This is a genomic window from Nitrospira sp. M1, assembly GCF_965152605.1.
In genome coordinates this window covers 849,326-873,413 of record NZ_OZ224217.1, presented here as the reverse complement: position 1 = coordinate 873,413, position 24,088 = coordinate 849,326, and the positions used below count along the sequence as shown (strand labels likewise).

Genomic DNA, 24,088 nt, shown 5'->3' with positions numbered 1-24,088 from the left:
ACGCAGGGACTACTCCCTACTTGTCTATACGAGGGGTGACGGAAACTCTATAGCCGTTTCAGTATACTCCGTCTGTACGACGTGTATTTTTGCGCTGTGTACATGATGTAAATTCGGCTGGAATTTATTTGGAATGACTATAGCGTTGTCCCGCACGGAGTTCGTCGTATTTTCCTGTTTGGAACGTACTTGGATTCGCTATAGCTGTTGGAGATTACACAACAGGGGTGAGCCAATTTGCATAGGCAGGATCTTTCCCTTCAACAATGCTGAAAAATCCTTTTTGTAGGGTACTCGTGATGGGGCCTGGCTTCCCTGAGCCAATGACCCGGTCATCCAGTTCACGAACCGGCGTGACTTCAGCAGCTGTACCCGTTAAAAATATTTCTTCAGCGACATACATGGCATCCCGCGTAAATCGCTCCTCAATAACCTGAATTTTTTTGTCCTTGGCCAATTGAATCATCGAGTTTCGCGTAATACCCTCTAAAATCGAAGTCAAGGGAGTCGTTCTCAGGATCCCTTTGCTGACAATAAACACATTTTCACCAGTTCCTTCGGCGACATACCCATCAGGGTCTAGAAGAATGGACTCTTCGTAGCCAGATTTTTTGGCTTCCCACTTCGCAAGAATGGAATTCACATAGTAGCCAGAGATCTTGGCACGCGTCATAGCGACATTGACATGATGACGTGTGAACGATGATATTTTTGCCCGAATGCCATTCGCGAGAGCATCCTCTCCAAGGTACGCTCCCCAAGGCCACGCGGCAATGGCCAATCGAACGGGGTTTTCGCCTGGATACACACCCATAGGGCCATAGCCCAAATACACAATCGGCCGGATATAACAGGACTTCAGGTCATTCACACGAACCGTCTCAATAATGGCATCAGTCACGTCTTTTCTTGAATAGGGAATGGTCATCATGGTGATATGCGCTGATTCAAAGAGACGGTCCACATGCTCTGGCAAGCGAAAAATTGCTGACTCCGTCAGACCTTGATAGCAACGAATTCCTTCAAATGCAGCCAAGCCATAGTGGAGAGAGTGCGTTAAGACATGAACAGATGCTTCGTTCCAATCTACAAACGTCCCATCCATCCAGATTTTTTGACTTGGAGTGTCCATACAGCTAAACCCTACAATTAAAACTCGCCACCGCTGTCCGTCTGGTATATAGCAGTGAGTTGATTGACTGTCAACGAACAGATCAGACGGTGTCGGGGCATTCTAAAATCTTGACACCTTTTTCAACTCCATGATAAAAACCAGTACAATAAGGGAGAATATGTATGTACGCTATTATTGAAACGGGTGGAAAACAATATCGGGCTGAGCCCGGTGTCGTGCTTCAAGTAGAAACTTTAGTAGGAGAAGTTGGAACTGTTGTTGAGCTTCCTGATGTTCGATGTATTCATAATGACAGTGGCGCAATATTCGGTTATCCAAAAATCGAGAATGCGGCTGTAAAAGCTGAGATTCTTCGTCATGGAAGAACTCGAACCATTCGCGTGTTCAAGAAAAAACGTCGAAAAAATTATCGACGAACCAAAGGGCACCGCCAAGGATTCACGCAAATTCGCATTGCTGAAATCGTAAATCCGTCTTAACGCATTTACCCCTAACGGAGAATTGACACATGGCACATAAAAAAGGAGGAGGCTCCTCTCGAAACGGTCGCGACAGTAACCCTCAATACCTGGGAGTCAAAGCATATGGGGGCGAGGCCGTGTGCGCTGGGAGCATCATTGTTCGACAACGTGGCACGAAATTTTACCCGGGGTTGAACGTTGGACTGGGAAAAGACTACACCCTCTTCGCAAAAGTTACTGGCACCGTGAAGTTTGAAGGTGGTAAAGACCGACGAAAAGTGAGCATTTACCCTCCTGCGTGATCAACACAGAGACTCTTCGCTTCGATTTCTCTGTCCATCACCCTGTTCATCCCTTCCATTCATTTCATTGCTGCGAAATACGTTTCTGAGCAATAAGGACAGCCATGTTTATTGATCAAGCCCGCATCGCCGTGAAGGCTGGTTCTGGAGGTGACGGAGCCTGCAGTTTTCGACGAGAGAAATTTGTGCCTCGAGGAGGCCCGGATGGGGGTGATGGTGGCCATGGTGGCAACATTATCTTTACGGCCTCAACACGCGTCTCAACATTGCTCGACTTTCGATATCTCCGTCATTACGAAGCACCTTCAGGGCAATATGGACAGGGGGCCAACAGGTCAGGAAGCGCGGGAGCAGACGTCATTATCCCTGTCCCGGTAGGTACGATTATTAAAGAAGAAGAAACGAAAACCATCCTTGCGGACCTCATCAGCGATCAACAGAGCGTCATTATCGCCCACGGAGGGAAAGGCGGTCGCGGGAACTCAAACTTTGCGACCCCAACCAATCGGGCCCCTCGGGAATTTGAAACTGGCATTCCAGGGGAAGAACGTTCATTAATTTTAGAATTAAAGCTGCTTGCAGATGTGGGACTCGTTGGATTTCCCAATGCCGGCAAGTCCACCCTAATTTCCTCAATTTCTTCTGCTCACCCGGAAATTGCCAGCTACCCATTCACCACTCTGCGTCCGCATCTTGGCGTCGTCAGCGTCACGGAAGACCAAAGTTTTGTGGTGGCAGACATTCCAGGACTAATTGAAGGCGCCCATGAGGGCAAAGGCTTAGGATTTCAATTTCTTCGGCACATTCAACGCACAGCATTCCTACTCTTTCTTATTGATATTTCGGAGTGGTCGGTCGATGATCCTGTGGCAAGCTTTCTCACACTGAAAAATGAACTCGAATCCTATGATACCGATTTAGCTCAACGTCCCTTTGCTGTCGTTGCCACAAAGATAGATAGTCAGGGCACTGGAGAGTTACGACACACCTTGCAGGCGTACTGTGAGGCACACGACTTTTCATTCTTCGCAATTTCTGCAGTCACTCGTGAAGGGCTTTCACCACTGCTCTCCTTCTTGGCACAACACGTCGCCAACGTGAGAAACACATGCGAGACCAGCTCCTAACACAAACCAAACGCCTCGTCGTCAAAATTGGAAGCAGCTTAGTGGCCTCTCGTGATGGAGGCCTTCGCGTCGCACAGATCGCATCCATCGTCAATGACCTCGCATACATTCACGCGAACAATCGACAAGTCGTCGTCGTCTCATCTGGCGCTATCGTCGCAGGCATTCAGCCTTTAGGCCTCAAAGCCTACCCCAAGTCGATTCCGCTGAAGCAAGCCGCGGCTGCCGTGGGACAGAGTCGACTCATTCGCGCCTATGAAAAGTCTTTTGAAAAAACAGGCGACAAGGTCGCGCAAATTCTGCTTACGCACCAAGATCTCGCAGATCGAAAACGCTTTCTCAATGCCCGCCATACGCTCACGTCTCTCTTAAAGTATGGCGTCATTCCGATTATCAATGAAAATGACTCCGTGTCTGTGGATGAAATCCGCTTTGGCGATAACGATAGTTTGGCCGGTCAAGTTGCACACCTGGTCGATGCCGACCTGTTAGTCATCCTCTCAGATGTCGACGGCCTCTACACCGCCGACCCTCGGCAACAACCTTCAGCAACTCTGATTCCCTTAGTGGAAAAATTTACCAAATCCATAGAACAAACCGCTGGTCTGTCGAGAAGCCAAGAAAGCCGAGGAGGCATGGTGACCAAGATTCAAGCGGCCAAACATGTTGCCCGATTTGGCGTCTCAACCTTGCTTCTGAATGGAGAAATGCAGGGATTGCTGCCCAAGGTGTTACAAGGAAAACCAGGAGGCACATTTTTCCTCCCTCACCTCAGCCCCCTCAACAGCCGAAAACAGTGGATTGCCTTTACCCTTCGTTCCAAAGGACAACTCCAATTAGACGAAGGAGCTGTTGAGGCCTTGCAACAACGTGGGAAAAGCCTCTTACCCTCAGGAATTCTTGAAGTCCAAGGCCAGTTTAATGCAGGGGACCCCGTCACCTGCACCGACAAGAAGCAAAAGGAATTTGCCAAAGGCTTAGTCAATTACTCATCCCAATTTCTTCGAGAAATCAAGGGACGCAATACGCGTGACATTCAAAAGCTGTTTGGAAAACGTGAATACGAAGAAGTCATCCACCGCGACAACATGGTTTTACTCTAGCAAGAGACGCGCAATGTTGAACGTTTCACACTTCATGGCACACATGTTCCCTGCCACCCCTTGCGCTTCACACTTCGCGTTTCACGGCTTCCCGAATTTCACATTTTGCCTTTTGCCTTTTGCCTTTTGCATTCTCTACTAATTTAGCCTATGCACATCGGACTCTTAGGGGGCTCCTTCAATCCTATTCATTCCTGTCATTTGCACATTGCGGAACATGCGCAAGCGGCATGCAAGATTGACCGTATCGTCTTTATTCCAACAGGAGATCCACCCCATAAAAAATCTACCTCATTGGCACCAGCACACCATCGACTCACCATGACTCAGATGGCGCTTGAATCCCATCCAACCTATTCGGTGTCGGATATTGAGATTCAATCCACCAAAGTATCCTATACCATTGACACACTGACAACACTTCAACACACACACCAAGACGTCACCCACTGGTCGTTCATTATCGGGCTTGATGCCTTTTTGGACCTGCATACGTGGAAAGAAGCCTCCCGCCTTTTACATCTATGTGATTTTATTGTCTGCTCAAGGCCAAATGCCGACTTCGCCAAAGTTTCATCAGTGACATGCTTACCACCAATCTCGCCTCATAACCTTCAGAGTCTTAAGAATGGGCAAATCCAAAGGCTTGAGGTCCCGCTCCCGACTTCAAGACAGCTCACATTTCTCTCATTGCCCCCTTGCGAAGCTTCGGCTTCGTTGATTCGGACTTACGTACAAGAAGGTCGTAGCGTTTCGCATTGGTTGCCGCCTTCTATAGAATCTTATATACTTGAGCATCATTTATTTCAGGTCTAATTTTTGTGAATTCTGATATTCCGCATTCCCAACAAAAAGCTCTTTGCATTGCTGAAGCAGCCTTAAGCAAAAAGGCCTCGGATGTATTGATCCTGGATGTGCAAGCGCTCACCTCTCTCGCCGACTATTTCATCCTGGCATCAGGGGAGTCCGAGCGTCAGGTCAAAGCCATTGCCAATTATATTACGCAAGAAATAGCCACAACCTATCACACAACGCCACTCATCGAAGGGGCCGGGACCTCGATGTGGATCTTGCTGGATTATGAAGATATCGTGGTGCATATCTTTAAAACGGACATTCGACAATACTATGCGCTGGAAAAAATGTGGTCGGATGCTCCTCGCATACCTATTCCCGATCTAGTGCGCGAAGAACAACCATCCCGTGCTTACCAAACTGCTGGAAAAACACCAACAGCCGCTGCCAGGTACGGCAGTTAACACTTTTTAATGAGAACGGGCCTGACAGTTTTTATAGCTGACATCAAGGGGACTCTCACATGACTGACTTCATAGATCTCACAGACCGCGCACTCGCAGACACCTGCTTGACCAAAACAGAGTCTCTTGCCTTGCTCCAAACCCCAGATGATCAACTCCTTGACCTGATTAACGCCGCCTACCGCATTCGACGCACTCACTTTGGCAACACAGTGCGATTACAAATGTTACTGAATGCAAAAAGTGGAGCCTGTCAAGAAGATTGTCATTATTGCTCTCAATCATCGGTTTCAACCGCAGAGATTGACCGCTACGCACTGGTCTCTCCCAAAGACATGCTTCAAGGTGCACGACGGGCTGCTGAAGCCAAAGCGCAACGCTTTTGTGTGGTCATCAGCGGTCGTTCCCCGTTAGATCGGGAAATTGCTCAAATTTCAACTGCGGTGAAACAAATTAAAGAAGAATTACCTATTCAAGTCTGTTGTTCGTTAGGATTGTTGAATGAAGGCCAAGCGAAAGAGCTAAAAGCGGCGGGAGTTGATCGCATTAACCATAATCTCAACACCAGCGAAGCGTATCATGCCTCGATTTGCACAACGCACACATTTGCCGATCGACTGAACACGCTTAAACACGCACGAGCCGCTGGACTGGAACTCTGCTCAGGCGGAATTATTGGCATGGGCGAATCCGATGAAGACCTCGTCGACTTAGCCTTTTCGCTTCGAGACCTTGATCCAGACTCGATCCCGCTCAACATGCTGCACCCGGTTCCCGGAACACCATTTGAAGGAAAACACCAGCTAACACCACGCCGGTGCCTCAAAATTCTCTGCATGTTTCGCTTCCTGCATCCCCGACGAGAGATTCGTGCCGCCGGAGGTCGGGAATGGAACCTTCGATCATTACAACCCTTGGCTCTCTATGTAGCCGACTCACTCTTTGTCGATGGGTACCTCACGACACCAGGTCAACCCGCGGCCGAAGTCCAAAACATGATTGAAGACCTTGGCTTTACCGTCGAAGTCACCTATCAGCCTCAAGTTGCGACAGCCTCCTAGTTCTGGCAGGAAAACTGAAATCTCACAAGGCCTCTCACACACTCCCTTATAGAGACGTCTGCACCACGATTTTTGCAAGCCGAGCTAAGGTGATAATTGTGACTCCTTCAATTCTCTGATCATAGAGATGTCCGAAGTCTTTTCTATCTCCTGTTACTAAGTATTGGCATCCGCAACGAATGGCGGTACAGAGAATAGGTTGGTCTTTACCGGATAGCTTGACGGGAAGATCGAACTGAACTGATGGAACCACCCGAACCTGATGTATTAACGCATTCAGGCTCTGCTCCCATGACTGACGTTTGACTTGGACGTTTCGTCTGGCTTCTTCAACAGCAAAGTCACTCGTCATAGCCTCCTCTCGTGCAATGAGGAGGTGTATCAAACGAGCAATGTTACTACCACCATTGCTAGCGGAGAACAACACATTGGCATCCAGAAAGACACGAATCATAATGATTCCCTGAACTATTTTTCAGGGGATAGTAGCTTGCCAATAGCCTTTTCATCACTGGCAAACTCATTGATTCGTTCTTCGGTATAGATTTCAACGGGTACGCTGAAAGCCGGACGTAGCAATAAGCCTTGCTCCGTATCCTCAATGATAAGTTCGTCATGAGCTTTGATGCCAAAGGCCGCTCGCATCTTGGCTGGAACGGTAAGTGCGCCACGCTCATTGATAGTAATCTTTGCCTGCATAAATTCAGTATAACGGTAATTCTGAAATACTGCCACTCATTATTGATTCACGAATAATGAAAACGAAAAAAGTTATTGAAAATCAATAGTTATCTATTCGTACCTCAATCCTTCTGCAATTGGCTGCCTTGCCGCCCAGCGGGCGGGAATGTATCCGGCTAGAAGGCCGGCTACAGCTGCGACACAGACCGCTTCAACAATGGTGAGTGACGGGACCATCAGTTGAATTGTCCAGCCAAATGATTGCTTATTAATCACTTTCACTAAGAGTACCGACAGGGCTAATCCACCCATGATTCCAAGAATAGCTCCTAAGACCGAAAGGTACCCTGACTCCCAAAATACTAGTCTTTGAATTTGCGTTGCACTGGCTCCCAGTGCACGTAACATTGCTATTTCTCGTTGTCGTTCAAGAATTGCCGTGATCAATGTGTTCACAATACCTAACACCGCCACACACAGCGCAATCAACTCCAAGACATAGGTCACCCGGAAGGTACGGTCAAAAATCTCCAATATTTCCGCTCTCAGCTCTCCATTGCTGATGGTGGTAACTGGTTGCCTCATTCCCAGGAGTTCTTCGATTCTATCGCGTGCCTGCGTTAATTCCGTTCCAGGCTCGAGGTAAACGGCAAAGACACTGGCCTCACGATCTAACCAGAGCTCCTGATACACACTCTGATCCATCACCACTTTCCCGCCATCTGTCGCATAGTCATAAAATCTTCCCAAGACGGCAAACTCTTTTAGACCTTGAGGCGTCGCAATCGTCATCACATCTCCACGTTGCACGCCCAGGCGTTCTCCCAATACCTCCGAGACAATGACGCCATGTTGATCGATCATGTGCTGTAAAATCGTGTCAGAATCACCCGATTCGAATAAATACTTGCTGCGTTCTGCATGCAGACCAATATCTCGAGAAACTAAGACAACTTGAACGCCCTCAGCTAATGCTGACACTTCACGATAGGGGTCAATAGCCGTGACGCCTGGAATAGCCCGCGCTTCTTGCAGCAGTTCGGACGAAAGACGTGCCGCTTCTTTATCTTGATCATTACCTTCCCACCACAGAGTCGGAGCCACAATCACGTCAGCCATCATGGTTTGGTCAATCCACAACTCTACGGTATACCGAAAACTCTGAATCATGGCTCCGACTCCAACCATAATCGCAAGCCCAATGACGAGCGCCGACAGCGTGACGCTACTTCTCCCCGGATTTCGAACGAGCTGCTCGGCAGCCAAGACACGAGGCACACTCCAATCACGAGAAGCACGAGTCATCTTGAGCAATGGCAAACTTCGAATGAGAAGCGGGCCCAATAATGTACACCCCAGTAACATGAGAAACACCGCCGCATATCCAAATACTGGAACGCCTCGAACCGGGTGCAAGACACTCAATAATCCAGCTAACACAAAAAATCCCAAAGCCATCCATGTCCAGAAACTTCCATGTCGCGTCGTCACTTCTTCATAATCTCCAGGAGCCAAGGCCCGAGTTGGCATCGTCCCGCTTGCTTCCCAACAAGGACGAAGCGCTCCGATTAGTGCCACCACAAGCCCAAGAGCTGCGCCTTCAAGAATCATGATTGAAGACAACGTCACGACATCAGCCGTCACCACACCATATAAGTCGGTCACACTTTGACGCACAAGAGAAGAGAGTACCTGTGCCATGATGAAACCAAGGCCGCAGCCGACAAGACCGCCGAACAAGCCAACGGCCATGGCTTCGAACCCAAAGACCAGACTAATCTGGATACGTGACATCCCGATGGCCCGCAAAATCCCAATTTCTCGACGGTGTTGCACCACTGAAAAAGACATCGCGTTGTAGACCAGAAACAGCCCAACCAGAAGACCAACCGTGCTCAACATCGTCAAATTGAACTGAAAAACCTTCACCATCGCATCGACCTGTTGCGTTCGCTGGCTGGTGCGAGCCAGCGTCGCAGTAGACGGAAGAACCCCCTTCAGCTCTTCCAACACGGTTGAAACATTAGCCCCCTTCGACAGGACAAGATTGACTTGAGTCAATCTGCCTTCATAACCGAATAACGCTTGCGCGGCTGCGATATCGAGCACAGCCATATCATCCAATCGTCGACGAGTGGGACTGGAAGGAGTGATGAAGCCGCGTACTTGCAAGTGAACATTCCGTTCTCCCGTAGAGACTTCCAGGCTATCACCGACTTTCCATCCCGTTTTTTGGCCTAATGCATGACCTATGAATATGGAATCCATAGATACGAGAAATTCCAGACTGGATTCTTCCTGCTCTACGTCCTCGACTTCAGAGAAACTCGCCCCATCCATCGAAATCAGCTCAAGCATGTCCAAGCCGAGAATCTGGATATCTTGAATCTGAGCCTTTTCCTTCTGCGCTGAAACGAAAACCTTGAGCACAGGGTGGACTGACTCTATAGCCGGATGCTTCCGAATCAGACGCAACAGACGTTCATCAAACTCACCGTCTCGCCCAGAAATCTGAATCGAGGCTTCGCCAACAACCGTCTCCACCGAGGCCTCGAACGATTGAAACACTTCGCCATTCACTAAGCGGATCGCCAGCCAGGCGGAGACACCGATGGCTACCCCGACAATGGTCAAACTCGTGCGGATGGGACGTTGCCTAAGATGTGCGTAAACAAGTAAGAATATGGCTTTAAACACTGCATGCATGGAGTGTTGTCTCAGGATATAAGCTTATGGTAAATTAACTAGACAAAGATGCGTGAGTTTACGTGGTCAAATAGAACCGAAACCCAGCCCTCTAGACGGGATCGAGATGTGAATGCTTCAACAAACCAGAACGATGAGCAATCCCTAACCACCAGGCAGAAAGAAATTCTCCGGCTAGTCGCACAGGGGTACACGAATCGTGAGATAGGGGAGCGGCTCGATATTAGCGTTCGAACCGTCGAGGTTCATCGATTTAATCTTATGCGCCGTCTTCGTGTTCGAAATGTGGCCCAACTTCTTCGTCAAGCTCTCGCGCTTCGCCTGATTCCCAAAGGGTCAATGGTCAAATAACCACACCAGTCATTAGACTTCCAGGTTACAATTCTTTCAGCTTTCCACGACATTCAGCCACCGAATTATAGCCTTTTTTACGAAGCCAGTCTGTCAATTCCCGTTCAAGACGTTCAAAGACCTTCACGTTTTCATCCACCAGAGCCGTGCCAATTTGCACAGCAGACGCCCCACATAAGAGATGTTCAAACACATCCTGCCCTGTTTCAACTCCCCCCGTGCCAATAATCTGTATGGTCTCCCCGACTAACTTGTAAAATGCTCGCACATTGGCTAAGGCAACAGGCTTAATAATTCGACCGCCCACTCCTCCGAATCCGCCCTTTGGCTTAATCACCACAGTTTCTGTTTCCACATCAAGCACAAGACCATTGCCTACAGAATTAATGGCTGAAATAAACGATACGCCGACACGAGTCAGGACTTCAGCCATGGCTTCATGATGGACCGGATCGAAATATGGAGGAAGTTTGACACCGATGGGAGGAACGGCAAGATCACGAATCTTCAGGAGCAATTCTTCGGAAGCTTGAAAATCATAACCGATCTGAGGCTTACCGGGAATATTGGGACACGACAAGTTAATTTCCATAAGATCAGGCTTCGCGTCATTGATCGCCTTAACCGCTTCAAGAAAGTCTGAAGGTTTAAGACCGGCAATACTCGCCACAATGGGCTTCTTATAGTGACGAAGACCTGGAATCAATTCGGCATAGGCTTGGTAGCCAAGATTGGGAAGGCCCATGGAGTTAATAGACCCTCCAGGAAAGGACACATAACGAGGCTCAGGATTACCGCTTCGCTCTTGTGGGGTCATCGACTTCGTCACAATGGCCCCGGCTTGTGACTCTCCTAATTGATGCAGATCGTGTTTCGTCACACATCGAGCGCCGGATGCATTCATCAGACACGTCGGAAAATGCACCCCAGCTATCGTTGTTGAAAGATCCATAAAATTAGGAGAACTGTCCATCACGTAACGTCAGCTGAAAATCTGCGGCAGCCGCGGCCGCTTCTGAATGGGTAGCCAGAATCACCGTTTGACCGAATTCTTGAGAGCAGCGCTTGAGGAGCGAGACAATTTCCATACCATTCTGCGAATCTAAATTCCCAGTCGGTTCATCCGCCAAAATAAGGTGAGGGGCATGAACAAATGCCCGAGCAATGGCAACCCGCTGCTGCTCACCTCCCGACAATTCACTCGAACGATGCTGAGCTCGCTCTTGAAGCCCAACAATTTCTAGCATATTTTCAGCAGATTGGCGAATAATGCGAGAAGACTTCCCTTGTAACCTGAGAGGAAGAGCCACATTTTCCATTGCAGTGAGGCCTGGTACAAGATGAAAGGCTTGAAACACAATTCCCAGCCACTCTCTCCGCACAGTTGTCCATTCTTGATCCCCAAAGTCACGGGTGGATTGTCCCTTGAGAAGGATATCGCCGGATGTCGGGACATCTAATCCTGCAATCAGGTTTAAGACCGTACTCTTTCCACTCCCGCTCGGCCCCATGATCGACCAAAACTGTCCAGCAGCTATTTCAAGACACACATCAGACAGGGCCCTGATGACAGAAGCGCCACGAACATAATTCTTCACAACATGTTGAAATGTCACCACAACATACGCCTGCTTTCTAGTAAGCTACTGACTGTTTCTCTAGCGAAAAAGCCATGACCTTCTCTGCTAACATATCAGCTTAACCTCGTATATCACAGGAAAACACATCCCCACAATGAAACGGGCAATGTCTTATATATGTTTATCTATTGGCCAAGATACGCCGAATCATTGCCAATGCGTACACACTTCCTCATGAGCAACATCCAGGAACTGGCTCGAACACTCTCGCATGCACTCCTGCCTGTGAACTGCGCAAGCTGCGGTGCCCCCCTCTGGGGAGACCCAATTCCATTTCTTTGTCAACAATGCTGGGACACAATTCAGCCTATTACTGGCCCCAAATGCCCTCGATGCAACCTTCCCTTTGCCTCACCCTTCGCCTTACGGCACAGTCCTCAGCATTGTTGCAGTACATGTCGAATCCGTCCTCCGGCATTTTCTCAAGCCTGGACACTTTACCCCTATCAATCACCTCTCAAAGAAGCGATTGGACTCTTCAAATATCATGGGAAAATTTCTTTGGCCAATCCGATTGCTTACCTGATAACCAACACCTTGAAAACGATCCCGCCGATAGATCTCATTATGCCCGTTCCTATGCATGGCACTCGACTACGAGAACGCGAATACAATCAATCATTATTGCTTGCACACCGGCTCAGTGCCCACTTTGATATCCCCTTGAATTACATGGCGTTAATTCGAACACGTGCGACGATACCTCAAACCGCCCTTTCACGACATGACCGTCTCAAAAACCTCCGTCGATCCTTTGCGGTAATATCCCCTCGATCGATCAAAGAGAAAACCATACTGTTGGTTGACGATGTCTTTACGACTGGAACGACCGTCAACGAATGCGCAAAAACCCTTCGAAAAGCGGGATCAGGGAATGTATATGTTGTGACATTGGCACGAATACTCTAAATTGATTGCGCGTACTTCTAAGGGCTAAAAAAGTAATACTTCTCATCGTAAGTGAGCAGATGTCCTCAAGCAAAACTACTTGACATTTTTATTTCATACGATATGCTATACCCTAAGTAGGAATGGCAAAACTATTATTACCTAGAGGGTCGTTTGAATGTTTGCCGGACAATACCCATGTAAGCTCGATGAGAAGGGACGCTTTCTGGTCCCCAGTCCTATTCGCGAGGAATTAGAGGCACAAGGTCAGGGTGGCGTTGTCTTCTTAAAAGGACAAGAGCTCCCCCTCTCTGCCTATTCTCCAAGTGAATGGCAAAAAGTCCTCGAACGAGCCAAAGAAACCTGCGACGACGATCAAAGTCGCTTGTTCATGCACTACCTCGTGGCTGAGGCAGCCTCTTCAGATATGGATAAAGCGGGTCGCATTTTAATTCCTGGACGTCTCAGAAAGACCATTCCTCTAGAAGATGACATGGAAATTGTGATTGTCGGGATGTATCACCGCCTTGAAATTTGGAATCCTTCAGATTGGCGACGATTCGTCATGAAGAATGCAGAGAAGTTTGAAGAGGTTCAAAGCAAACTGTTGGGGCTTCTGTAACCGAGATATCCAGACTTGTACGTGTAGGCATACGCGAACCAAGACTCAAAGTCGTTCCATCTACTCTCACCCTTCTGTGTCACGCCCCATATACATTCATAGCTTAAAAGATTTTGACAGAAAAACTTCAGTGTCACGCCATAGACCCTCGAAAGGCACAACGTCACGCCTGTCGGCACGGTCATTCTCCGCAGTTCCTGACACCTCACTCATCTGTCGTATAACACCTCGAGAACTCACCCTTACCCTCCCCATTCCCCCAAGTATCAATCAGCAGTACGCAACGGTGAATGGACGACGGATTCTCTCATCAAAAAGTCGACAATATAAAACTCTTGTAGCTCAACAAATTCTCTCTACGTTGACATTTTCTCCAAACCGCACAGCTCTCCAGCATAACCTCAACACCCATTCGCTTATTCTTTCTGTCCGATTTTATTTCACGACTGCCCTGAGACGAGACCTGGATGGAGGACTCAAGATCTCCCAAGATGCTATCTGTAATGCCCTGGGAATTAATGACAATCGCATTACCGAAATTCACTTATATAAATCGGTGGATGCTGCTTCGCCTCGCATAGAATGTACCCTCTCCATACACCAACCCACGCCTCTCCCTCGACAAAAGTCGAAAACGCCAAGCACCAGGAAAAAGAATTGACCGTCCCCACACAGGGATCGTCCGTCCTGGAAAGACGAACGCATTCAATTTCAGCTTAGGACTATCAGGATCTTCAAGATAGGTATTGGGGAGAAGTACATGGAGGGAGTGTTGAATAATGCTGATATCGAGCTGCAATATTCCTCGAGCACGTGTTGGATGTCAGAAGCCTCGGGTCGGTTCAAAAAAGTCCGTCCAGCAAGGCCACAGCCATTTTGACGCGCGGAGCGTACTGGTTATACGTGAGCACGGCAAAATGGCGAGAACGCCGCTGGCGGCTTTTTTCAACAGACCCATGGAGAGACGGACGATGCAGGAAGGGGGAAAGACTATTTGGCGTTCTGACGAAGCCAGCCTCGCTCAACGGCGCGTAAGATTCGAGAGATAATCTGTTCGGTGGATTTGGCGCTTGCGTGCATAAATTCTGGAAAATGGACTCCAACCCTGCCTGCACGTTGATGCCTGACAATGCCAGGAACCCAGACACTATCTTCCATACAACAAAGCTTCACAGAAACTTTTTCATCAACGTGAAGAGACGGCACCTGACCTTTGGGGAACTCGAGCAAGACTCCATTGAGACTCAGGTTCACAGCCTTACTCGTCCAGGCCTTACTTTTACTACAACGCAATTCGGAATCGAGGTTCAGGCCGTGAACCACACGAGCCCGAAATCCTTCACGTCGCTCTTTGGATGTTGTCGTCATCGTACGATTTGGAGAATAAGGAATTATATGACGTAACAGTTGCTCCGATCACATGCATTTATGCAGAGACCGTAGAAATCGATGAAACCGCTTCGTCTTCTGATTCAAACACTGGAATCCATTCTGAAATCTCGGTTAGGTCAAGAATGTCTCGCACAAACCCCTGTTGAGCCACAATGCTCAACTTGCCGTGTATACGTTGAAAACGCCGTTGTGCGAGCACCAACCATCCCAGAGCCGCGCTATCAATGAACGAGACTTCGGTCATATTTAAAATGATAAAACGAAGACCGTCATTGACGGCCATATCGATTCTCCACTTAAAATCCTGCCGTGCATTTTGATCGAAACTCCCGACAAATTTTTCAATGATGACCTGATCGTTGACTTTCTTTTCAGATATGACCATTTCCAATCCCGTCTGTTGAGGATACTCGTGGATGATCTTCCTTATATCGGTTTCTGGTGAACCCGACTTAAGCCCTGCAGAGGCCATCTACGGAAAAAATCAAACGGATACAAGTCGGATTCAAAGGGATGGGGTCACGAACGGAATGAAGACACTACGGAACCAACATGTTGAATTGAATATTATCGAGATATTGTTGAGGTGCCTGATCTTGGGAAAGACTTCTATACGGGCGTTGAATACGAATACGGACCTCATGCATTCCCGCATCAAGATGAACCATGCCTTGCAATCGCTCACGTTGCGTCGTCGCGGTTGGGATAGGGCCAAAATCATGGCTGGCAATGACCTCGCCATCGACTAACAGATCAACGACTCCCCCAGCCAAATTCCGGCGATCCTTCGGAGAAGAATAGGACGAAGCAATATCGGCAGTGAACACCATACGCCCCCCTGCTACATGAAAATTCGTATAAATTCCTCCACCGGCAAGAGACGGACCGCCAGCTTGATATTGTTGTTGTCCCACCTTAAACACAATGCTCTTGGATACATGCCCATCACCCTTGATATCGAAGTCGACACACCGAGGAAAAGCCTCACCACCTAACGACCCATTCGGAGTTTCAAACACTGTCCACCCGGAAAGGTCACCCAACTCAAAGTCACCATTGGCAATCAGAAACGCCTGAGCCTCTAAAGGAATAACGAGGAGGAGGCAACAGAACGCCTTCAGACATCTTATGGCCAAAACGGTCGCTGACGATATTCTCATGCCCCTCATCTTTCTGTGAGTGCTTCAGTGGCCATCAACATTACCCTGCACAAAAAAGCGGGCACATTATCAAAAACGAACACCATCACGTTCATCTGAATGTACGGTAAAAAACCCATGCATCCTCGGCTAGGTGTCTTGAAATATAAAATAGAAGGAGGAGCGACAGCAACGTTAATCCGAGGAGAGGTATTGAATGGATGTCACTTGTGCATCCAGATACAATTCAAGTCCGGCACCTTCTTCAAGATGATCAAAGCCTTGATTGATTTTCCCGCCAATCGCTGTGAGATAAAATGTTTTCCCCCAATTATTCACTTGACTTGGAATGGTAACCGACTGCATCACACTCATCAGGATATCATCTTTGCCATCCTCTCCCGTTCGCGATCCGCCAGAATCGCTATCATAAAACGTGAAGAGGATATTCATTTTCACAGCAGTATCGGCATCATTATTCCATTGCGTCCACACTTCAAATGTCCGGAGGTAATTATTGTGAAACGGTCCCATTTCATGCAGTGCAAGAGGAACGGGAAACGCTTGCCGATTCAAAAAGACAGGGCCTGCCCACACCATACTCGTCGAAGTACAGAGATACAGAACACAACACAAAAACCACAGTATGACTCGTGAGACCAACACCATCGACTCCCCTCGTGATGACTTCCAATATCACTTGTTTGTCGGTCACTTCAAGTGAGTCTTTGAATGACGAAAATGAACCATCACCAGCTACGGACATTGAAGAAAAACGCAACAAAAATTGCTCAAAAAACATAGATCGGCTCCATCGATGTTTGTCGTTGTTATGACTCGTTCGTGCCCATGGCGAACGGCAGACGCAACGACACGTCCACACAACAAGGAGAACACAGGTGGCCCATATCCCTCAGGAAATCATTTGAAACAGAAACCGATTGAGGAGTAAAATATGAATACCCTACACAGGAACGCGCTTCCTCACAGGGTGCAGCTCTCGAAGAGTCGGGTCTTTGGAGTTGCGGTTGCTCAGCGATCTACATACCCTACGACTCATCGCTGAGCAACCAGTCTTCATACTACGAGTGGGGCAGAATTGCCAAGCCCGTTTTACATAACGTGGCCTCCACTTTTGTCAAAGAGAAAATCTGCCCCACCCTTGCCTCCTGCCCATCAACTCAAGACTGACTCCACGAATCTCAACAAACACACTCGATTACACTGAAAGTATGGGGAAAGGCTATAGCCGTTCCAGTTAGGCCGAATCAGTTACATGTCGATCCACTGAATTCTGCTTGACCCTTCGTTATTGAACCGTCAATTGTATACAGGGCATCCAGGCGGGCATAACTTTCCTCTATGTTTGTGCTGTGTACATGATGTAAATCCAGTTGGAAGTTATTTGGTTTCGCTATAGAGTTACGTTCAGACCCAAGATTGACCAACTGAAGAGTGACGACAAGTTATAGCCGTTTCAGTTATGCCGAATCAGTGACACGTCGACCAACTGAATGCTGCCTGACCCTTCGTGCGTGAACCGTCAATTGTCTGCAGGGCATCTAGGCGGGCATAACCTTCCTCATGTTCGCATTGTACCGCGCGGAGTTCGTGATATTCTCCTGATTGAAACTTATTTGGATTCGCTATATTTCACAAAACATTGTGAACACAACCTCGTCTTATACCCTGCGAGAAACCACAAGATATTCTAATGTTGGCGTAGCTCAATACGCACGAAGTTATTCACGGATACGGCATTGAGCATTCTGGATAGAAGGACAGGGAATCGAGCCAAAGGAACAAAAGACACAACAATCCCCCTGGTTTGTCTTCAGCATTGCGTGGCAACCCGTACATGTATAATAAATTTGGCAAGCGTCGGGAGTCATGCTCTCGGTCTTTTGGGTCGCGCAATGCGGACAAGTCAAAATTGATTCAAGTGCGATAGGTCGGGACTCGCTCATATCCAATGACTATTGGCTAAGAGAAAAAACAATACATTCACTACTGGCTCAACCATGCATCGAGTCTTTTGCTAGTTCACCTACCCCAGATCCCACGACTTCTGGCTGGTCTTGAATAAAGTAGCCCTGCGTTCGATTCGCAAAGGCTACCAACGAGAGCATCACGGGTACTTCCACCAAGACGCCAACCACCGTGGCCAGTGCGGCCCCGGAGTGCAAGCCAAATAAACTAATAGCCACGGCCACAGCCAGTTCAAAAAAGTTTGAGGTCCCGATGAGTGAGGCCGGCGCGGCAATATTATGAGGCACATTCCACAAATACGACCATCCGTACGCCACAAAGAATATTCCGTAGCTTTGTATAAGCAGCGGCACGGCGATGAGTCCGATGATAAACGGTTGAGCAAGAATGGTTTGAGCCTGAAACCCGAATAGCACCACCACCGTCATGAGTAAACCAATGATCGAATACGGCTCCAGATGACTGGTAAATCGTGCCAAAGCCTCACCGTTTCGATCTGCCTTGATCAGTGTGCGACGGGTGAGAAGTCCAGCCACCAAGGGAATCACGACATACAGGATCACAGACAACACCAACGTCTCCCAAGGCACCACAACGTCGCTAATGCCCAGCAGCATGGCCACGATTGGCGCAAAAGCAAAGACCATAATAAGATCGTTAAGAGACACCTGCACCAGCGTATATCCGGCGTCTCCACGCGTCAGCTGACTCCACACAAACACCATAGCCGTACAGGGAGCCACCCCCAGTAAGATCATTCCCGCAATGTATTCTTTGGCCGATTGCGGATCCACGAAACCAGCAAATACATGTTCAAAGAACAGAATGCCCAAGGCGGCCATTGTAAAAGGCTTCAACAGCCAGTTTACAACCAAGGTAATACACAGGCCTCGCGGCCTGCGCCGAAGATCTTTCAGGCTTGAAAAATCCACTTGCGTCATCATGGGATAAATCATGACCCAGATAAGCACCGCCATAATGAAGTTGACGTTGGCATATTCAAGGTCGGCCACTACCTGAAAGACTGCTGGAAACACAGAGCCCAACCCGATGCCGGCCAGAATACACAGTCCAACCCAGAGGCTTAAATAACGGCCAAAGATCCCGAGCGGAGATGGCTCACTCATGACAAAACCTCTCGTTCAATTCGCGTGTGTAATAATCGAAACGCCTCGTCGAAGGCCGTAGTAATTTCTTCGTCGGTACCCGTGGCGCGGGCCGGATCAGGAATACTCCAATGCCGTTTTTGCGGACTCCCGGGAAACAGCGGGCAAGACTCTCCGGCAGCCTGATCACAGACCGTCACCACCAGATCAACATTTATACTGGAACATTCATCCCATGATTTACTGCGCGGATCTCCGCACTCGATATTGTGTCGTTTCAATGTTTCAAGAGCTTTGGGATTCACCACTCCCGTCGGGTGACTTCCAGCACTCAAAGCGAGGAATCGTGGACTCCCTATTGAATTAAGGATGGCCTCAGCCATAATGCTCCGCGCCGAATTTCCCGTGCAAAGAAACAGAACCGTCGTCGGTTTCATTGCCATCACCCGCAGCACTCGGTCGTGACCTGCATAGATTGATCGCTCTCAGGTCGTTCAACCTTTACAGGAGTACAACATGCGCTCTCGGACTTAGCGGAATTCACGGAAAACAATTCGGCATCCTCCATCGTTCGATACGCCTCCCATGGCAAACCCGCCGGATCTTGCACCCAGCTTTTATCCGAACGCGCATAGCAACACACCGTTTCACCTTCCTTCAATGCCGCCATGCCAGCCCGAGACAGACGCTCACGCAATTCGGTTAACTCATGTTCCTCATCGACTTGAATGCCAAGGTGATCCACGCCTTCCGTCCCCACACGAGTGGAAATGGCAAAGTTGACACGGGGATCATCCAACACCCACTTCGCGTAATCGGGTTTGGCTTTTGTGGGGGTAGCGCCAAACAAGGCGTTGTAGAATTGAATAGATTCATCCAAATTTTGAACACCGATATGTAGATGAAGACGTTTCATGACGTTTTCTCCTTTATTGACGGTTCACAACAATTGGTCAGTTCTATAATGCTGCACCCTTTTTTCTTACTGTCACGCAGACTGGCAAATTCAGCACGGCAACAATCTTCCACCATGTACTTGATGAGATTGGTAAAGAACTCAAAATTCGCGCGGTAAATAATCGATCGGCCTTTTCGACGGGACAAAATCAGCTTGGCATGGCTCATGTGGGATAAATGAAACGACAGCGTGTTATGCGGAATATCCAACGCATCACGTAGAGTTCCGGCGGCCGCTCCCTCCTGGCCGTACTCAACTAAAAGCCGAAACACGCGCAACCGCGTTTCCTGTGAAAGAGCATCAAAGGCTATGACCGCTTCATAAATTTCCATATTTCCAGTATAATGGACATATTATGGTCAAGTCAAACATTAGTCGTAAAACTACCGTCATCCACATACATGGAGGAGACAGCTCAACCATTCCGCTTAACGTGGAAGCTTATAATGCAAACCTCTCAATCATTCAGGTCTTTGAAAAGAGTAAAGGAAGACAACATAGAACTGGCGCGCCCGGAAGAACTAAATTCGAACTCGTTGTTCGAAACTCTCGAAGAATGGAACCAGATACTTCAGGACAGATCCTTAAAATCCACTCTCACTCCTTAAGCGCAAATGGATAGTTCTCGTTGAGAACTTTCTTCTTGACCAAATAGTTCTCAATGGGTACCATATAAATATACAGGAAATTAATGATTACCATTATCGAAACGGCACAATTTATTAAAAAGTCAAAGCAAATCATGACCCAAGCAGAAAAGGATGATTTGCTTAACACAATTGCGAGAAGCCCCAAAGCGGGTGAAGTTATTCCGAAGACCGGCGGCGTAAGAAAGCTTCGTGTAGCCAGGGAAGGACAAGGCAAAAGCGGTTCTTTTCGGTTGATTTATTATTACTACGATAAGAAAAACCCTGTATTTCTTTTCACGGTGTACGGAAAAAACGAAAAGGCCAATATCACGGATGCAGAAAAACACGCCTATTATAAAGGCATCCAAATATTGAAAAAGGAGATGAAGCCATGACAAAAGCTGGTGATGAAATTATGGCAGGAATCAATGACGCCATTGACTATATGCGCGGTGACAAAACCAAAGGCCGCGCTCACTACATTATCGCAGCCGACATCGACGTGAAAGCCATACGTGAAAAGACCCGTTTAACACAAGAGCGTTTTGCTGAAACTTATGGATTTAGTCTTTCCACACTAAAGAAATGGGAATCAGGCAACCGGCATCCGGAAGGTCCGGCTAAAGCCTATCTCATGGTGATTAACGAACGGCCCAATGTTGTGAAAAAAGCCTTGGAAAGTATTACAGCAGCGTAAGTGAAGCTGTGGAATGAGGCTCATAAAGTTACTCTATTTTTTCGAACTCCCTTTTCGCCTTTATTCATAGAGCTTTTCGAAGATTTCGTTGCTCAAAAGTATGTTTAGGTGTTCAACCGTTTAATGTCAGCTTACTCCCGTAAATTCAAATGTTTAGAAATGCTGGCGCGCCCGGAGGGAGTCGAACCCCCAACCTCCTGATCCGTAGTCAGGTGCTCTATCCATTGAGCTACGGGCGCGTTGTGGCTATTGTCATTGAGTCAGATGAGTCAGTCAAACAAAAAAACTTTGGGCCGTAGTTAGCCTTCAAGCAGGATTATAAGACAACCTACAAATTAATCAGTATTTGACCAGTCCTGACATCAAGCTAGCCAACCTTATACAGACCCCTCAATTGGCCCGTCAACTCTAAAGTTCATATCACAACTCCTTCTTCTACGTGTATTCTTCATTTTCGTCATACACTAGACACCCTTTTTCCTTGTAATATAGACAGTCTAGGAACTTACCCATGGCCTATTCTTGCAGGATTTCATCAGATGAAGAGCTGAGATCATCAAAAACAGCACCATTAGGTCTTTTGGGGAATAGTGCATGAGTCCTCCGGTCCTGTGTACTGAACACAGAACAACTTTTCAAGGAGGGTCTCATGACTATCACCGAACATATCTATCAAGACCGACTAGAGGTACGGTTCAAGGGTACGTTGGATCACACGGTTGGCGCTGCCTGTGAACGGGCGATTCGCCATGCTCATGCCCTGGGTACGAAACAACTACAATTGAATCTGGCCGCAGTCACGGCAGTAGAAAACGTCAGCATCGGCACGCTCTGCTTTGCCCTTCACACTGTGCGGCAACTTGGCATCGAAGGCACAATCCTTCATGCCCCCGACTCGGTACGAACCATTCTATCCGAGTTCGACACCGCCGCCGCCTCATAAGCACGGCATTGGGCCCATATTGCGCCTGACCCAACTCCCAATGGAGGCCTCTGCGTTTTCAATCCAGACACCGAGGATTTGAGAATGAAAGAAAACGTCCCCCTCGCAGCTTAACGACGAGCACAACACCGCCTCTCCCACTATAGGGACGTCACAGTCTTCTGGCGTGATTGCCGTTTCTTTAAACTTCCAACAGTTATAGCGAATCCAAATACGTTCCAGCTGAGGTCGATCAATGATAGCCGTTCCAGTTATGCCGAATCAGTTATAGCCGTTCCGATATACTCCGTCTGTACGACGTGTGATTTTGCGCTGTGTACATATTGTACATTCGGCTGGAATGTTATTTGGGTTCGCTATAAATGTCGATCCACTGAATACTGGTTATAGCCGTTTCAATTATAGCGTAACCGTATAACTCTAAACCGAATTGATATCATGTACAAAGCGCAACCACACATGTCGTAGGAGCAAAAGGTGAAAGGTACGGCTATAACTTCCGCTGGTGGAAACGTTGTACCGCGCTGAGTTCGTTGTATTTTCCTGTTTGGAACGTATTTGGATTCGCTATAACCCTTCGTTATTGAACCGCCAATCGTATACAGGGCATACAGGCGGGCATAACTTTCCTTTATGTTTGCGCTGTGTACATTTTGTAAATTCGGTTGGAAGTTATTTGGTTTCGCTATAACCTCGCGCGATGACTCACTTCAAACATGTGGAAGTTATGTGAAACGGCTATAAGGCACGTTTTGCCGCAGGTGGAGAGAGAATTTGGAATGGAAAGTTTTTGGGGATTCGCGGTAGCCGAAAGAAATCCGACAATGCAATTAGGACGAACTGGAGGTGAGGAGGGCGTGCTCAGCGGTCGCAACCACGCGTTGAATATCATCTTCGCTGCCGAGATTTATCTGAAAGAAAGAGGAAAATTCGGGAATAACTTCTGCAATTTCGGTCAACATCGCAATGAACCCTTGAGGCTCGATCTTAAAATATTGCTGGATGAGCGAGAGTAATTCCTGCGACGCCGTGTCCTTGGACGGATCACACCATAGGTCGGCTAAACGACCTGACAACATCACGCAGCGTACCGTTAGACGGACCTCTTCCGCCACATCGGCGACATCAGGATCATGACTGCCACGCACAGCCGCTTTCATCATGTCGGGCAATTCCCACGTATCGGCCAGCCAGCCCCCCACTTCGCTATGATCACTACCAAAGCGCTCTCGCTCTAACCGCTGCAACTCCGCATGGTCCGATCCGGCCAACTTGTATATTTGCCCATAATCGCCGACAAAGACCTCGCTCAACACCAACATGCCCAAGTCTTGCAACAACGCCGCGAGGAAAATTTCTTCGTAGTTGGCGGCATGCGCCCACTTCCCTAATACCCGCGCCGCGACACTGGAAACGATAGACCGATGCCAATAGCGCGTATGATCGAACGCAGTGCCATCATTTTTTTTCAAATCCCGATACAACGAAAAACAAAACGCGAGCGTCGCAATGGAGTTCATGCCCAGAAGTGTCACGGCTTGCGTGACTGTCGTCACCTTATGACGGGAACCACCATAGAAACTCGAGTTGGCCACATTGAGGAGCTTTGCGACAAACGACGGATCTTGACGAATAATATCGGCCATCTTTTGACAGTCTGCGCCTTCCTCCCGACACATCTGAAGAACCTGGAGCGGAAGGCTGGGAATGGCTGGGAGCGTCTTACAATTTTTGATTCGTTGAAGAAGGTGTTGATCCATGAGAAAGAAAGACCCTTAATGAATCACTACGAAAACTCGCATGACGAGGGAAATATCATGATGATGAACACACCTATTCATCGGTCAAACTCGTGCCAACTTGAGCCGTGTTCACCTCATCACTTCCTGTCCGTTTTAC

General features: G+C 48.1%; 30 protein-coding genes and 1 tRNA gene. 14 read left to right on the top strand and 17 right to left on the bottom strand.

Annotated features, from left to right (window positions below):
- Positions 1-214: 214 nt before the first annotated feature.
- Entirely contained in the window at positions 215-1,132 is a 918-nt protein-coding gene (locus tag ACWHX8_RS04260) for a branched-chain amino acid transaminase (RefSeq protein ID WP_447970722.1), read from the bottom strand.
- A 164-nt stretch (positions 1,133-1,296) separates the two neighbouring features.
- Between ACWHX8_RS04260 and rplU the strand changes: the two genes are divergently transcribed.
- The 7 genes from rplU to bioB all read left to right on the top strand — a co-directional run bounded on the left by rplU (position 1,297) and on the right by bioB (position 6,448).
- The gene (rplU, locus tag ACWHX8_RS04255) at positions 1,297-1,614 is read left to right on the top strand and encodes a 50S ribosomal protein L21 (protein ID WP_447970721.1); all 318 of its coding nucleotides are present in this window, start codon (positions 1,297-1,299) and stop codon (positions 1,612-1,614) included.
- 29 nt (positions 1,615-1,643) lie between these two features.
- A complete protein-coding gene (gene rpmA, locus ACWHX8_RS04250) occupies positions 1,644-1,898 on the top strand; it encodes a 50S ribosomal protein L27 (protein ID WP_447970720.1) in 255 nt (84 codons plus the stop codon).
- Positions 1,899-2,002: 104 nt separating this feature from the next.
- On the top strand, positions 2,003-3,025 hold the full coding sequence (obgE, locus tag ACWHX8_RS04245; protein ID WP_447970719.1) for a GTPase ObgE: 1,023 nt from the start codon (positions 2,003-2,005) through the stop codon (positions 3,023-3,025).
- On the top strand, positions 3,007-4,128 hold the full coding sequence (gene proB / locus ACWHX8_RS04240) for a glutamate 5-kinase (RefSeq protein ID WP_447970718.1): 1,122 nt from the start codon (positions 3,007-3,009) through the stop codon (positions 4,126-4,128). Before obgE ends, proB begins: the two co-directional genes overlap by 19 nt.
- Before the next feature lie 150 nt (positions 4,129-4,278).
- Positions 4,279-4,944, top strand: coding sequence for a nicotinate-nucleotide adenylyltransferase (gene nadD, locus ACWHX8_RS04235; RefSeq protein WP_447970717.1), 666 nt, complete (start codon positions 4,279-4,281; stop codon positions 4,942-4,944).
- 5 nt (positions 4,945-4,949) lie between these two features.
- Entirely contained in the window at positions 4,950-5,387 is a 438-nt protein-coding gene (gene rsfS / locus ACWHX8_RS04230; RefSeq protein WP_447970716.1) for a ribosome silencing factor, read from the top strand.
- 59 nt (positions 5,388-5,446) lie between these two features.
- Complete coding sequence (gene bioB, locus ACWHX8_RS04225; RefSeq protein ID WP_447970715.1) at positions 5,447-6,448, top strand: biotin synthase BioB; 1,002 nt, start codon at positions 5,447-5,449, stop codon at positions 6,446-6,448.
- Between the two features lie 46 nt (positions 6,449-6,494).
- Here the strand turns inward: bioB and ACWHX8_RS04220 are convergent, their stop codons facing one another.
- The 3 genes from ACWHX8_RS04220 to ACWHX8_RS04210 are packed head-to-tail and all read right to left on the bottom strand — an operon-like array spanning position 6,495 to position 9,835.
- Entirely contained in the window at positions 6,495-6,902 is a 408-nt protein-coding gene (locus ACWHX8_RS04220) for a PIN domain-containing protein (protein WP_447970714.1), read from the bottom strand.
- Positions 6,903-6,916: 14 nt separating this feature from the next.
- Positions 6,917-7,183, bottom strand: coding sequence for an AbrB/MazE/SpoVT family DNA-binding domain-containing protein (locus ACWHX8_RS04215; RefSeq protein WP_447970713.1), 267 nt, complete (start codon positions 7,181-7,183; stop codon positions 6,917-6,919).
- Between the two features lie 57 nt (positions 7,184-7,240).
- Positions 7,241-9,835 carry an FtsX-like permease family protein gene (locus ACWHX8_RS04210; protein ID WP_447970712.1) on the bottom strand — a complete coding sequence of 865 codons (2,595 nt, stop codon included), beginning with the start codon at positions 9,833-9,835 and terminating at the stop codon, positions 7,241-7,243.
- A 108-nt stretch (positions 9,836-9,943) separates the two neighbouring features.
- Between ACWHX8_RS04210 and ACWHX8_RS04205 the strand changes: the two genes are divergently transcribed.
- Positions 9,944-10,186 carry a LuxR C-terminal-related transcriptional regulator gene (locus ACWHX8_RS04205; protein WP_447970711.1) on the top strand — a complete coding sequence of 81 codons (243 nt, stop codon included), beginning with the start codon at positions 9,944-9,946 and terminating at the stop codon, positions 10,184-10,186.
- Positions 10,187-10,211: 25 nt separating this feature from the next.
- Here the strand turns inward: ACWHX8_RS04205 and ACWHX8_RS04200 are convergent, their stop codons facing one another.
- Entirely contained in the window at positions 10,212-11,138 is a 927-nt protein-coding gene (locus ACWHX8_RS04200; protein WP_447971859.1) for a dihydroorotate oxidase, read from the bottom strand.
- A gap of 4 nt (positions 11,139-11,142) precedes the next feature.
- On the bottom strand, positions 11,143-11,805 hold the full coding sequence (locus ACWHX8_RS04195; protein ID WP_447970710.1) for an ABC transporter ATP-binding protein: 663 nt from the start codon (positions 11,803-11,805) through the stop codon (positions 11,143-11,145).
- Between the two features lie 195 nt (positions 11,806-12,000).
- On the opposite strand from ACWHX8_RS04195, the gene ACWHX8_RS04190 reads away from it, so the two are divergent.
- From ACWHX8_RS04190 to ACWHX8_RS04180, 3 genes are all read left to right on the top strand, one after another.
- Entirely contained in the window at positions 12,001-12,735 is a 735-nt protein-coding gene (locus ACWHX8_RS04190) for a double zinc ribbon domain-containing protein (protein ID WP_447970709.1), read from the top strand.
- Positions 12,736-12,892: 157 nt separating this feature from the next.
- Positions 12,893-13,336 carry a division/cell wall cluster transcriptional repressor MraZ gene (locus ACWHX8_RS04185; protein WP_447970708.1) on the top strand — a complete coding sequence of 148 codons (444 nt, stop codon included), beginning with the start codon at positions 12,893-12,895 and terminating at the stop codon, positions 13,334-13,336.
- Positions 13,287-13,997, top strand: coding sequence for a RusA family crossover junction endodeoxyribonuclease (locus tag ACWHX8_RS04180; RefSeq protein ID WP_447970707.1), 711 nt, complete (start codon positions 13,287-13,289; stop codon positions 13,995-13,997). The genes ACWHX8_RS04185 and ACWHX8_RS04180 overlap by 50 nt, the downstream gene beginning before the upstream one ends.
- 329 nt (positions 13,998-14,326) lie before the next feature.
- Here the strand turns inward: ACWHX8_RS04180 and ACWHX8_RS04175 are convergent, their stop codons facing one another.
- The 9 genes from ACWHX8_RS04175 to ACWHX8_RS04135 form a co-directional block, all read right to left on the bottom strand.
- The gene (locus ACWHX8_RS04175; protein ID WP_447970706.1) at positions 14,327-14,704 is read right to left on the bottom strand and encodes a PilZ domain-containing protein; all 378 of its coding nucleotides are present in this window, start codon (positions 14,702-14,704) and stop codon (positions 14,327-14,329) included.
- Positions 14,705-14,762: 58 nt separating this feature from the next.
- Positions 14,763-15,200 carry an STAS domain-containing protein gene (locus tag ACWHX8_RS04170; RefSeq protein WP_447970705.1) on the bottom strand — a complete coding sequence of 146 codons (438 nt, stop codon included), beginning with the start codon at positions 15,198-15,200 and terminating at the stop codon, positions 14,763-14,765.
- Between the two features lie 67 nt (positions 15,201-15,267).
- Entirely contained in the window at positions 15,268-15,888 is a 621-nt protein-coding gene (locus ACWHX8_RS04165; protein ID WP_447970704.1) for a hypothetical protein, read from the bottom strand.
- Between the two features lie 174 nt (positions 15,889-16,062).
- The gene (locus ACWHX8_RS04160; protein ID WP_447970703.1) at positions 16,063-16,536 is read right to left on the bottom strand and encodes a hypothetical protein; all 474 of its coding nucleotides are present in this window, start codon (positions 16,534-16,536) and stop codon (positions 16,063-16,065) included.
- 1,073 nt (positions 16,537-17,609) lie between these two features.
- On the bottom strand, positions 17,610-17,834 hold the full coding sequence (locus tag ACWHX8_RS04155) for a GDCCVxC domain-containing (seleno)protein (RefSeq protein WP_447970702.1): 225 nt from the start codon (positions 17,832-17,834) through the stop codon (positions 17,610-17,612).
- Between the two features lie 48 nt (positions 17,835-17,882).
- Positions 17,883-18,983 carry an ACR3 family arsenite efflux transporter gene (arsB, locus tag ACWHX8_RS04150; protein ID WP_447970701.1) on the bottom strand — a complete coding sequence of 367 codons (1,101 nt, stop codon included), beginning with the start codon at positions 18,981-18,983 and terminating at the stop codon, positions 17,883-17,885.
- On the bottom strand, positions 18,980-19,399 hold the full coding sequence (locus ACWHX8_RS04145; protein ID WP_447970700.1) for an arsenate reductase ArsC: 420 nt from the start codon (positions 19,397-19,399) through the stop codon (positions 18,980-18,982). The genes arsB and ACWHX8_RS04145 overlap by 4 nt, the downstream gene beginning before the upstream one ends.
- Before the next feature lie 5 nt (positions 19,400-19,404).
- The gene (locus tag ACWHX8_RS04140; protein WP_447970699.1) at positions 19,405-19,878 is read right to left on the bottom strand and encodes an ArsI/CadI family heavy metal resistance metalloenzyme; all 474 of its coding nucleotides are present in this window, start codon (positions 19,876-19,878) and stop codon (positions 19,405-19,407) included.
- Positions 19,875-20,252 (bottom strand): ArsR/SmtB family transcription factor, encoded by a 378-nt coding sequence (locus tag ACWHX8_RS04135; protein WP_447970698.1) that lies wholly within the window; start codon positions 20,250-20,252, stop codon positions 19,875-19,877. Before ACWHX8_RS04135 ends, ACWHX8_RS04140 begins: the two co-directional genes overlap by 4 nt.
- A gap of 359 nt (positions 20,253-20,611) precedes the next feature.
- On the opposite strand from ACWHX8_RS04135, the gene ACWHX8_RS04130 reads away from it, so the two are divergent.
- Both ACWHX8_RS04130 and ACWHX8_RS04125 read left to right on the top strand, forming a co-directional pair.
- The gene (locus ACWHX8_RS04130; RefSeq protein WP_447969882.1) at positions 20,612-20,944 is read left to right on the top strand and encodes a type II toxin-antitoxin system RelE/ParE family toxin; all 333 of its coding nucleotides are present in this window, start codon (positions 20,612-20,614) and stop codon (positions 20,942-20,944) included.
- Positions 20,941-21,246 (top strand): helix-turn-helix domain-containing protein, encoded by a 306-nt coding sequence (locus ACWHX8_RS04125; protein WP_447970697.1) that lies wholly within the window; start codon positions 20,941-20,943, stop codon positions 21,244-21,246. Before ACWHX8_RS04130 ends, ACWHX8_RS04125 begins: the two co-directional genes overlap by 4 nt.
- 163 nt (positions 21,247-21,409) lie before the next feature.
- On the opposite strand, the gene ACWHX8_RS04120 is transcribed toward ACWHX8_RS04125, so the two are convergent.
- Positions 21,410-21,485 (bottom strand) — tRNA-Arg (locus ACWHX8_RS04120).
- A gap of 410 nt (positions 21,486-21,895) precedes the next feature.
- On the opposite strand from ACWHX8_RS04120, the gene ACWHX8_RS04115 reads away from it, so the two are divergent.
- The gene (locus ACWHX8_RS04115; RefSeq protein WP_447970696.1) at positions 21,896-22,189 is read left to right on the top strand and encodes an STAS domain-containing protein; all 294 of its coding nucleotides are present in this window, start codon (positions 21,896-21,898) and stop codon (positions 22,187-22,189) included.
- 830 nt (positions 22,190-23,019) lie between these two features.
- Here the strand turns inward: ACWHX8_RS04115 and ACWHX8_RS04110 are convergent.
- Positions 23,020-23,949: an HDOD domain-containing protein gene (locus ACWHX8_RS04110; protein WP_447970695.1), complete on the bottom strand. Its 930-nt coding sequence runs from the start codon at positions 23,947-23,949 to the stop codon at positions 23,020-23,022.
- Positions 23,950-24,088 lie beyond the last annotated feature (139 nt).

Bases quoted from the DNA above. Each gene is read 5' to 3' on its own strand.
- bioB (WP_447970715.1), top strand. From the start codon at position 5,447: ATGACTGACTTCATAGATCTCACAGACCGCGCACTCGCAGACACCTGC.
- ACWHX8_RS04135 (WP_447970698.1), bottom strand. From the start codon at position 20,252: ATGGAAATTTATGAAGCGGTCATAGCCTTTGATGCTCTTTCACAGGAA.
- ACWHX8_RS04220 (WP_447970714.1), bottom strand. From the start codon at position 6,902: ATGATTCGTGTCTTTCTGGATGCCAATGTGTTGTTCTCCGCTAGCAAT.
- ACWHX8_RS04210 (WP_447970712.1), bottom strand. From the start codon at position 9,835: ATGCATGCAGTGTTTAAAGCCATATTCTTACTTGTTTACGCACATCTT.
- ACWHX8_RS04170 (WP_447970705.1), bottom strand. From the start codon at position 15,200: ATGGCCTCTGCAGGGCTTAAGTCGGGTTCACCAGAAACCGATATAAGG.
- ACWHX8_RS04125 (WP_447970697.1), top strand. From the start codon at position 20,941: ATGACAAAAGCTGGTGATGAAATTATGGCAGGAATCAATGACGCCATT.
- ACWHX8_RS04200 (WP_447971859.1), bottom strand. From the start codon at position 11,138: ATGGATCTTTCAACAACGATAGCTGGGGTGCATTTTCCGACGTGTCTG.
- ACWHX8_RS04155 (WP_447970702.1), bottom strand. From the start codon at position 17,834: ATGAGCGAGTCCCGACCTATCGCACTTGAATCAATTTTGACTTGTCCG.
- ACWHX8_RS04160 (WP_447970703.1), bottom strand. From the start codon at position 16,536: ATGGTGTTGGTCTCACGAGTCATACTGTGGTTTTTGTGTTGTGTTCTG.
- obgE (WP_447970719.1), top strand. From the start codon at position 2,003: ATGTTTATTGATCAAGCCCGCATCGCCGTGAAGGCTGGTTCTGGAGGT.
- rplU (WP_447970721.1), top strand. From the start codon at position 1,297: ATGTACGCTATTATTGAAACGGGTGGAAAACAATATCGGGCTGAGCCC.
- ACWHX8_RS04140 (WP_447970699.1), bottom strand. From the start codon at position 19,878: ATGAAACGTCTTCATCTACATATCGGTGTTCAAAATTTGGATGAATCT.
- ACWHX8_RS04190 (WP_447970709.1), top strand. From the start codon at position 12,001: ATGAGCAACATCCAGGAACTGGCTCGAACACTCTCGCATGCACTCCTG.
- ACWHX8_RS04260 (WP_447970722.1), bottom strand. From the start codon at position 1,132: ATGGACACTCCAAGTCAAAAAATCTGGATGGATGGGACGTTTGTAGAT.
- nadD (WP_447970717.1), top strand. From the start codon at position 4,279: ATGCACATCGGACTCTTAGGGGGCTCCTTCAATCCTATTCATTCCTGT.
- ACWHX8_RS04175 (WP_447970706.1), bottom strand. From the start codon at position 14,704: ATGACGACAACATCCAAAGAGCGACGTGAAGGATTTCGGGCTCGTGTG.
- ACWHX8_RS04185 (WP_447970708.1), top strand. From the start codon at position 12,893: ATGTTTGCCGGACAATACCCATGTAAGCTCGATGAGAAGGGACGCTTT.
- ACWHX8_RS04145 (WP_447970700.1), bottom strand. From the start codon at position 19,399: ATGAAACCGACGACGGTTCTGTTTCTTTGCACGGGAAATTCGGCGCGG.
- proB (WP_447970718.1), top strand. From the start codon at position 3,007: ATGCGAGACCAGCTCCTAACACAAACCAAACGCCTCGTCGTCAAAATT.
- ACWHX8_RS04110 (WP_447970695.1), bottom strand. From the start codon at position 23,949: ATGGATCAACACCTTCTTCAACGAATCAAAAATTGTAAGACGCTCCCA.
- ACWHX8_RS04180 (WP_447970707.1), top strand. From the start codon at position 13,287: ATGCAGAGAAGTTTGAAGAGGTTCAAAGCAAACTGTTGGGGCTTCTGT.
- ACWHX8_RS04165 (WP_447970704.1), bottom strand. From the start codon at position 15,888: ATGAGAATATCGTCAGCGACCGTTTTGGCCATAAGATGTCTGAAGGCG.
- arsB (WP_447970701.1), bottom strand. From the start codon at position 18,983: ATGAGTGAGCCATCTCCGCTCGGGATCTTTGGCCGTTATTTAAGCCTC.
- rpmA (WP_447970720.1), top strand. From the start codon at position 1,644: ATGGCACATAAAAAAGGAGGAGGCTCCTCTCGAAACGGTCGCGACAGT.
- ACWHX8_RS04130 (WP_447969882.1), top strand. From the start codon at position 20,612: ATGATTACCATTATCGAAACGGCACAATTTATTAAAAAGTCAAAGCAA.
- ACWHX8_RS04115 (WP_447970696.1), top strand. From the start codon at position 21,896: ATGACTATCACCGAACATATCTATCAAGACCGACTAGAGGTACGGTTC.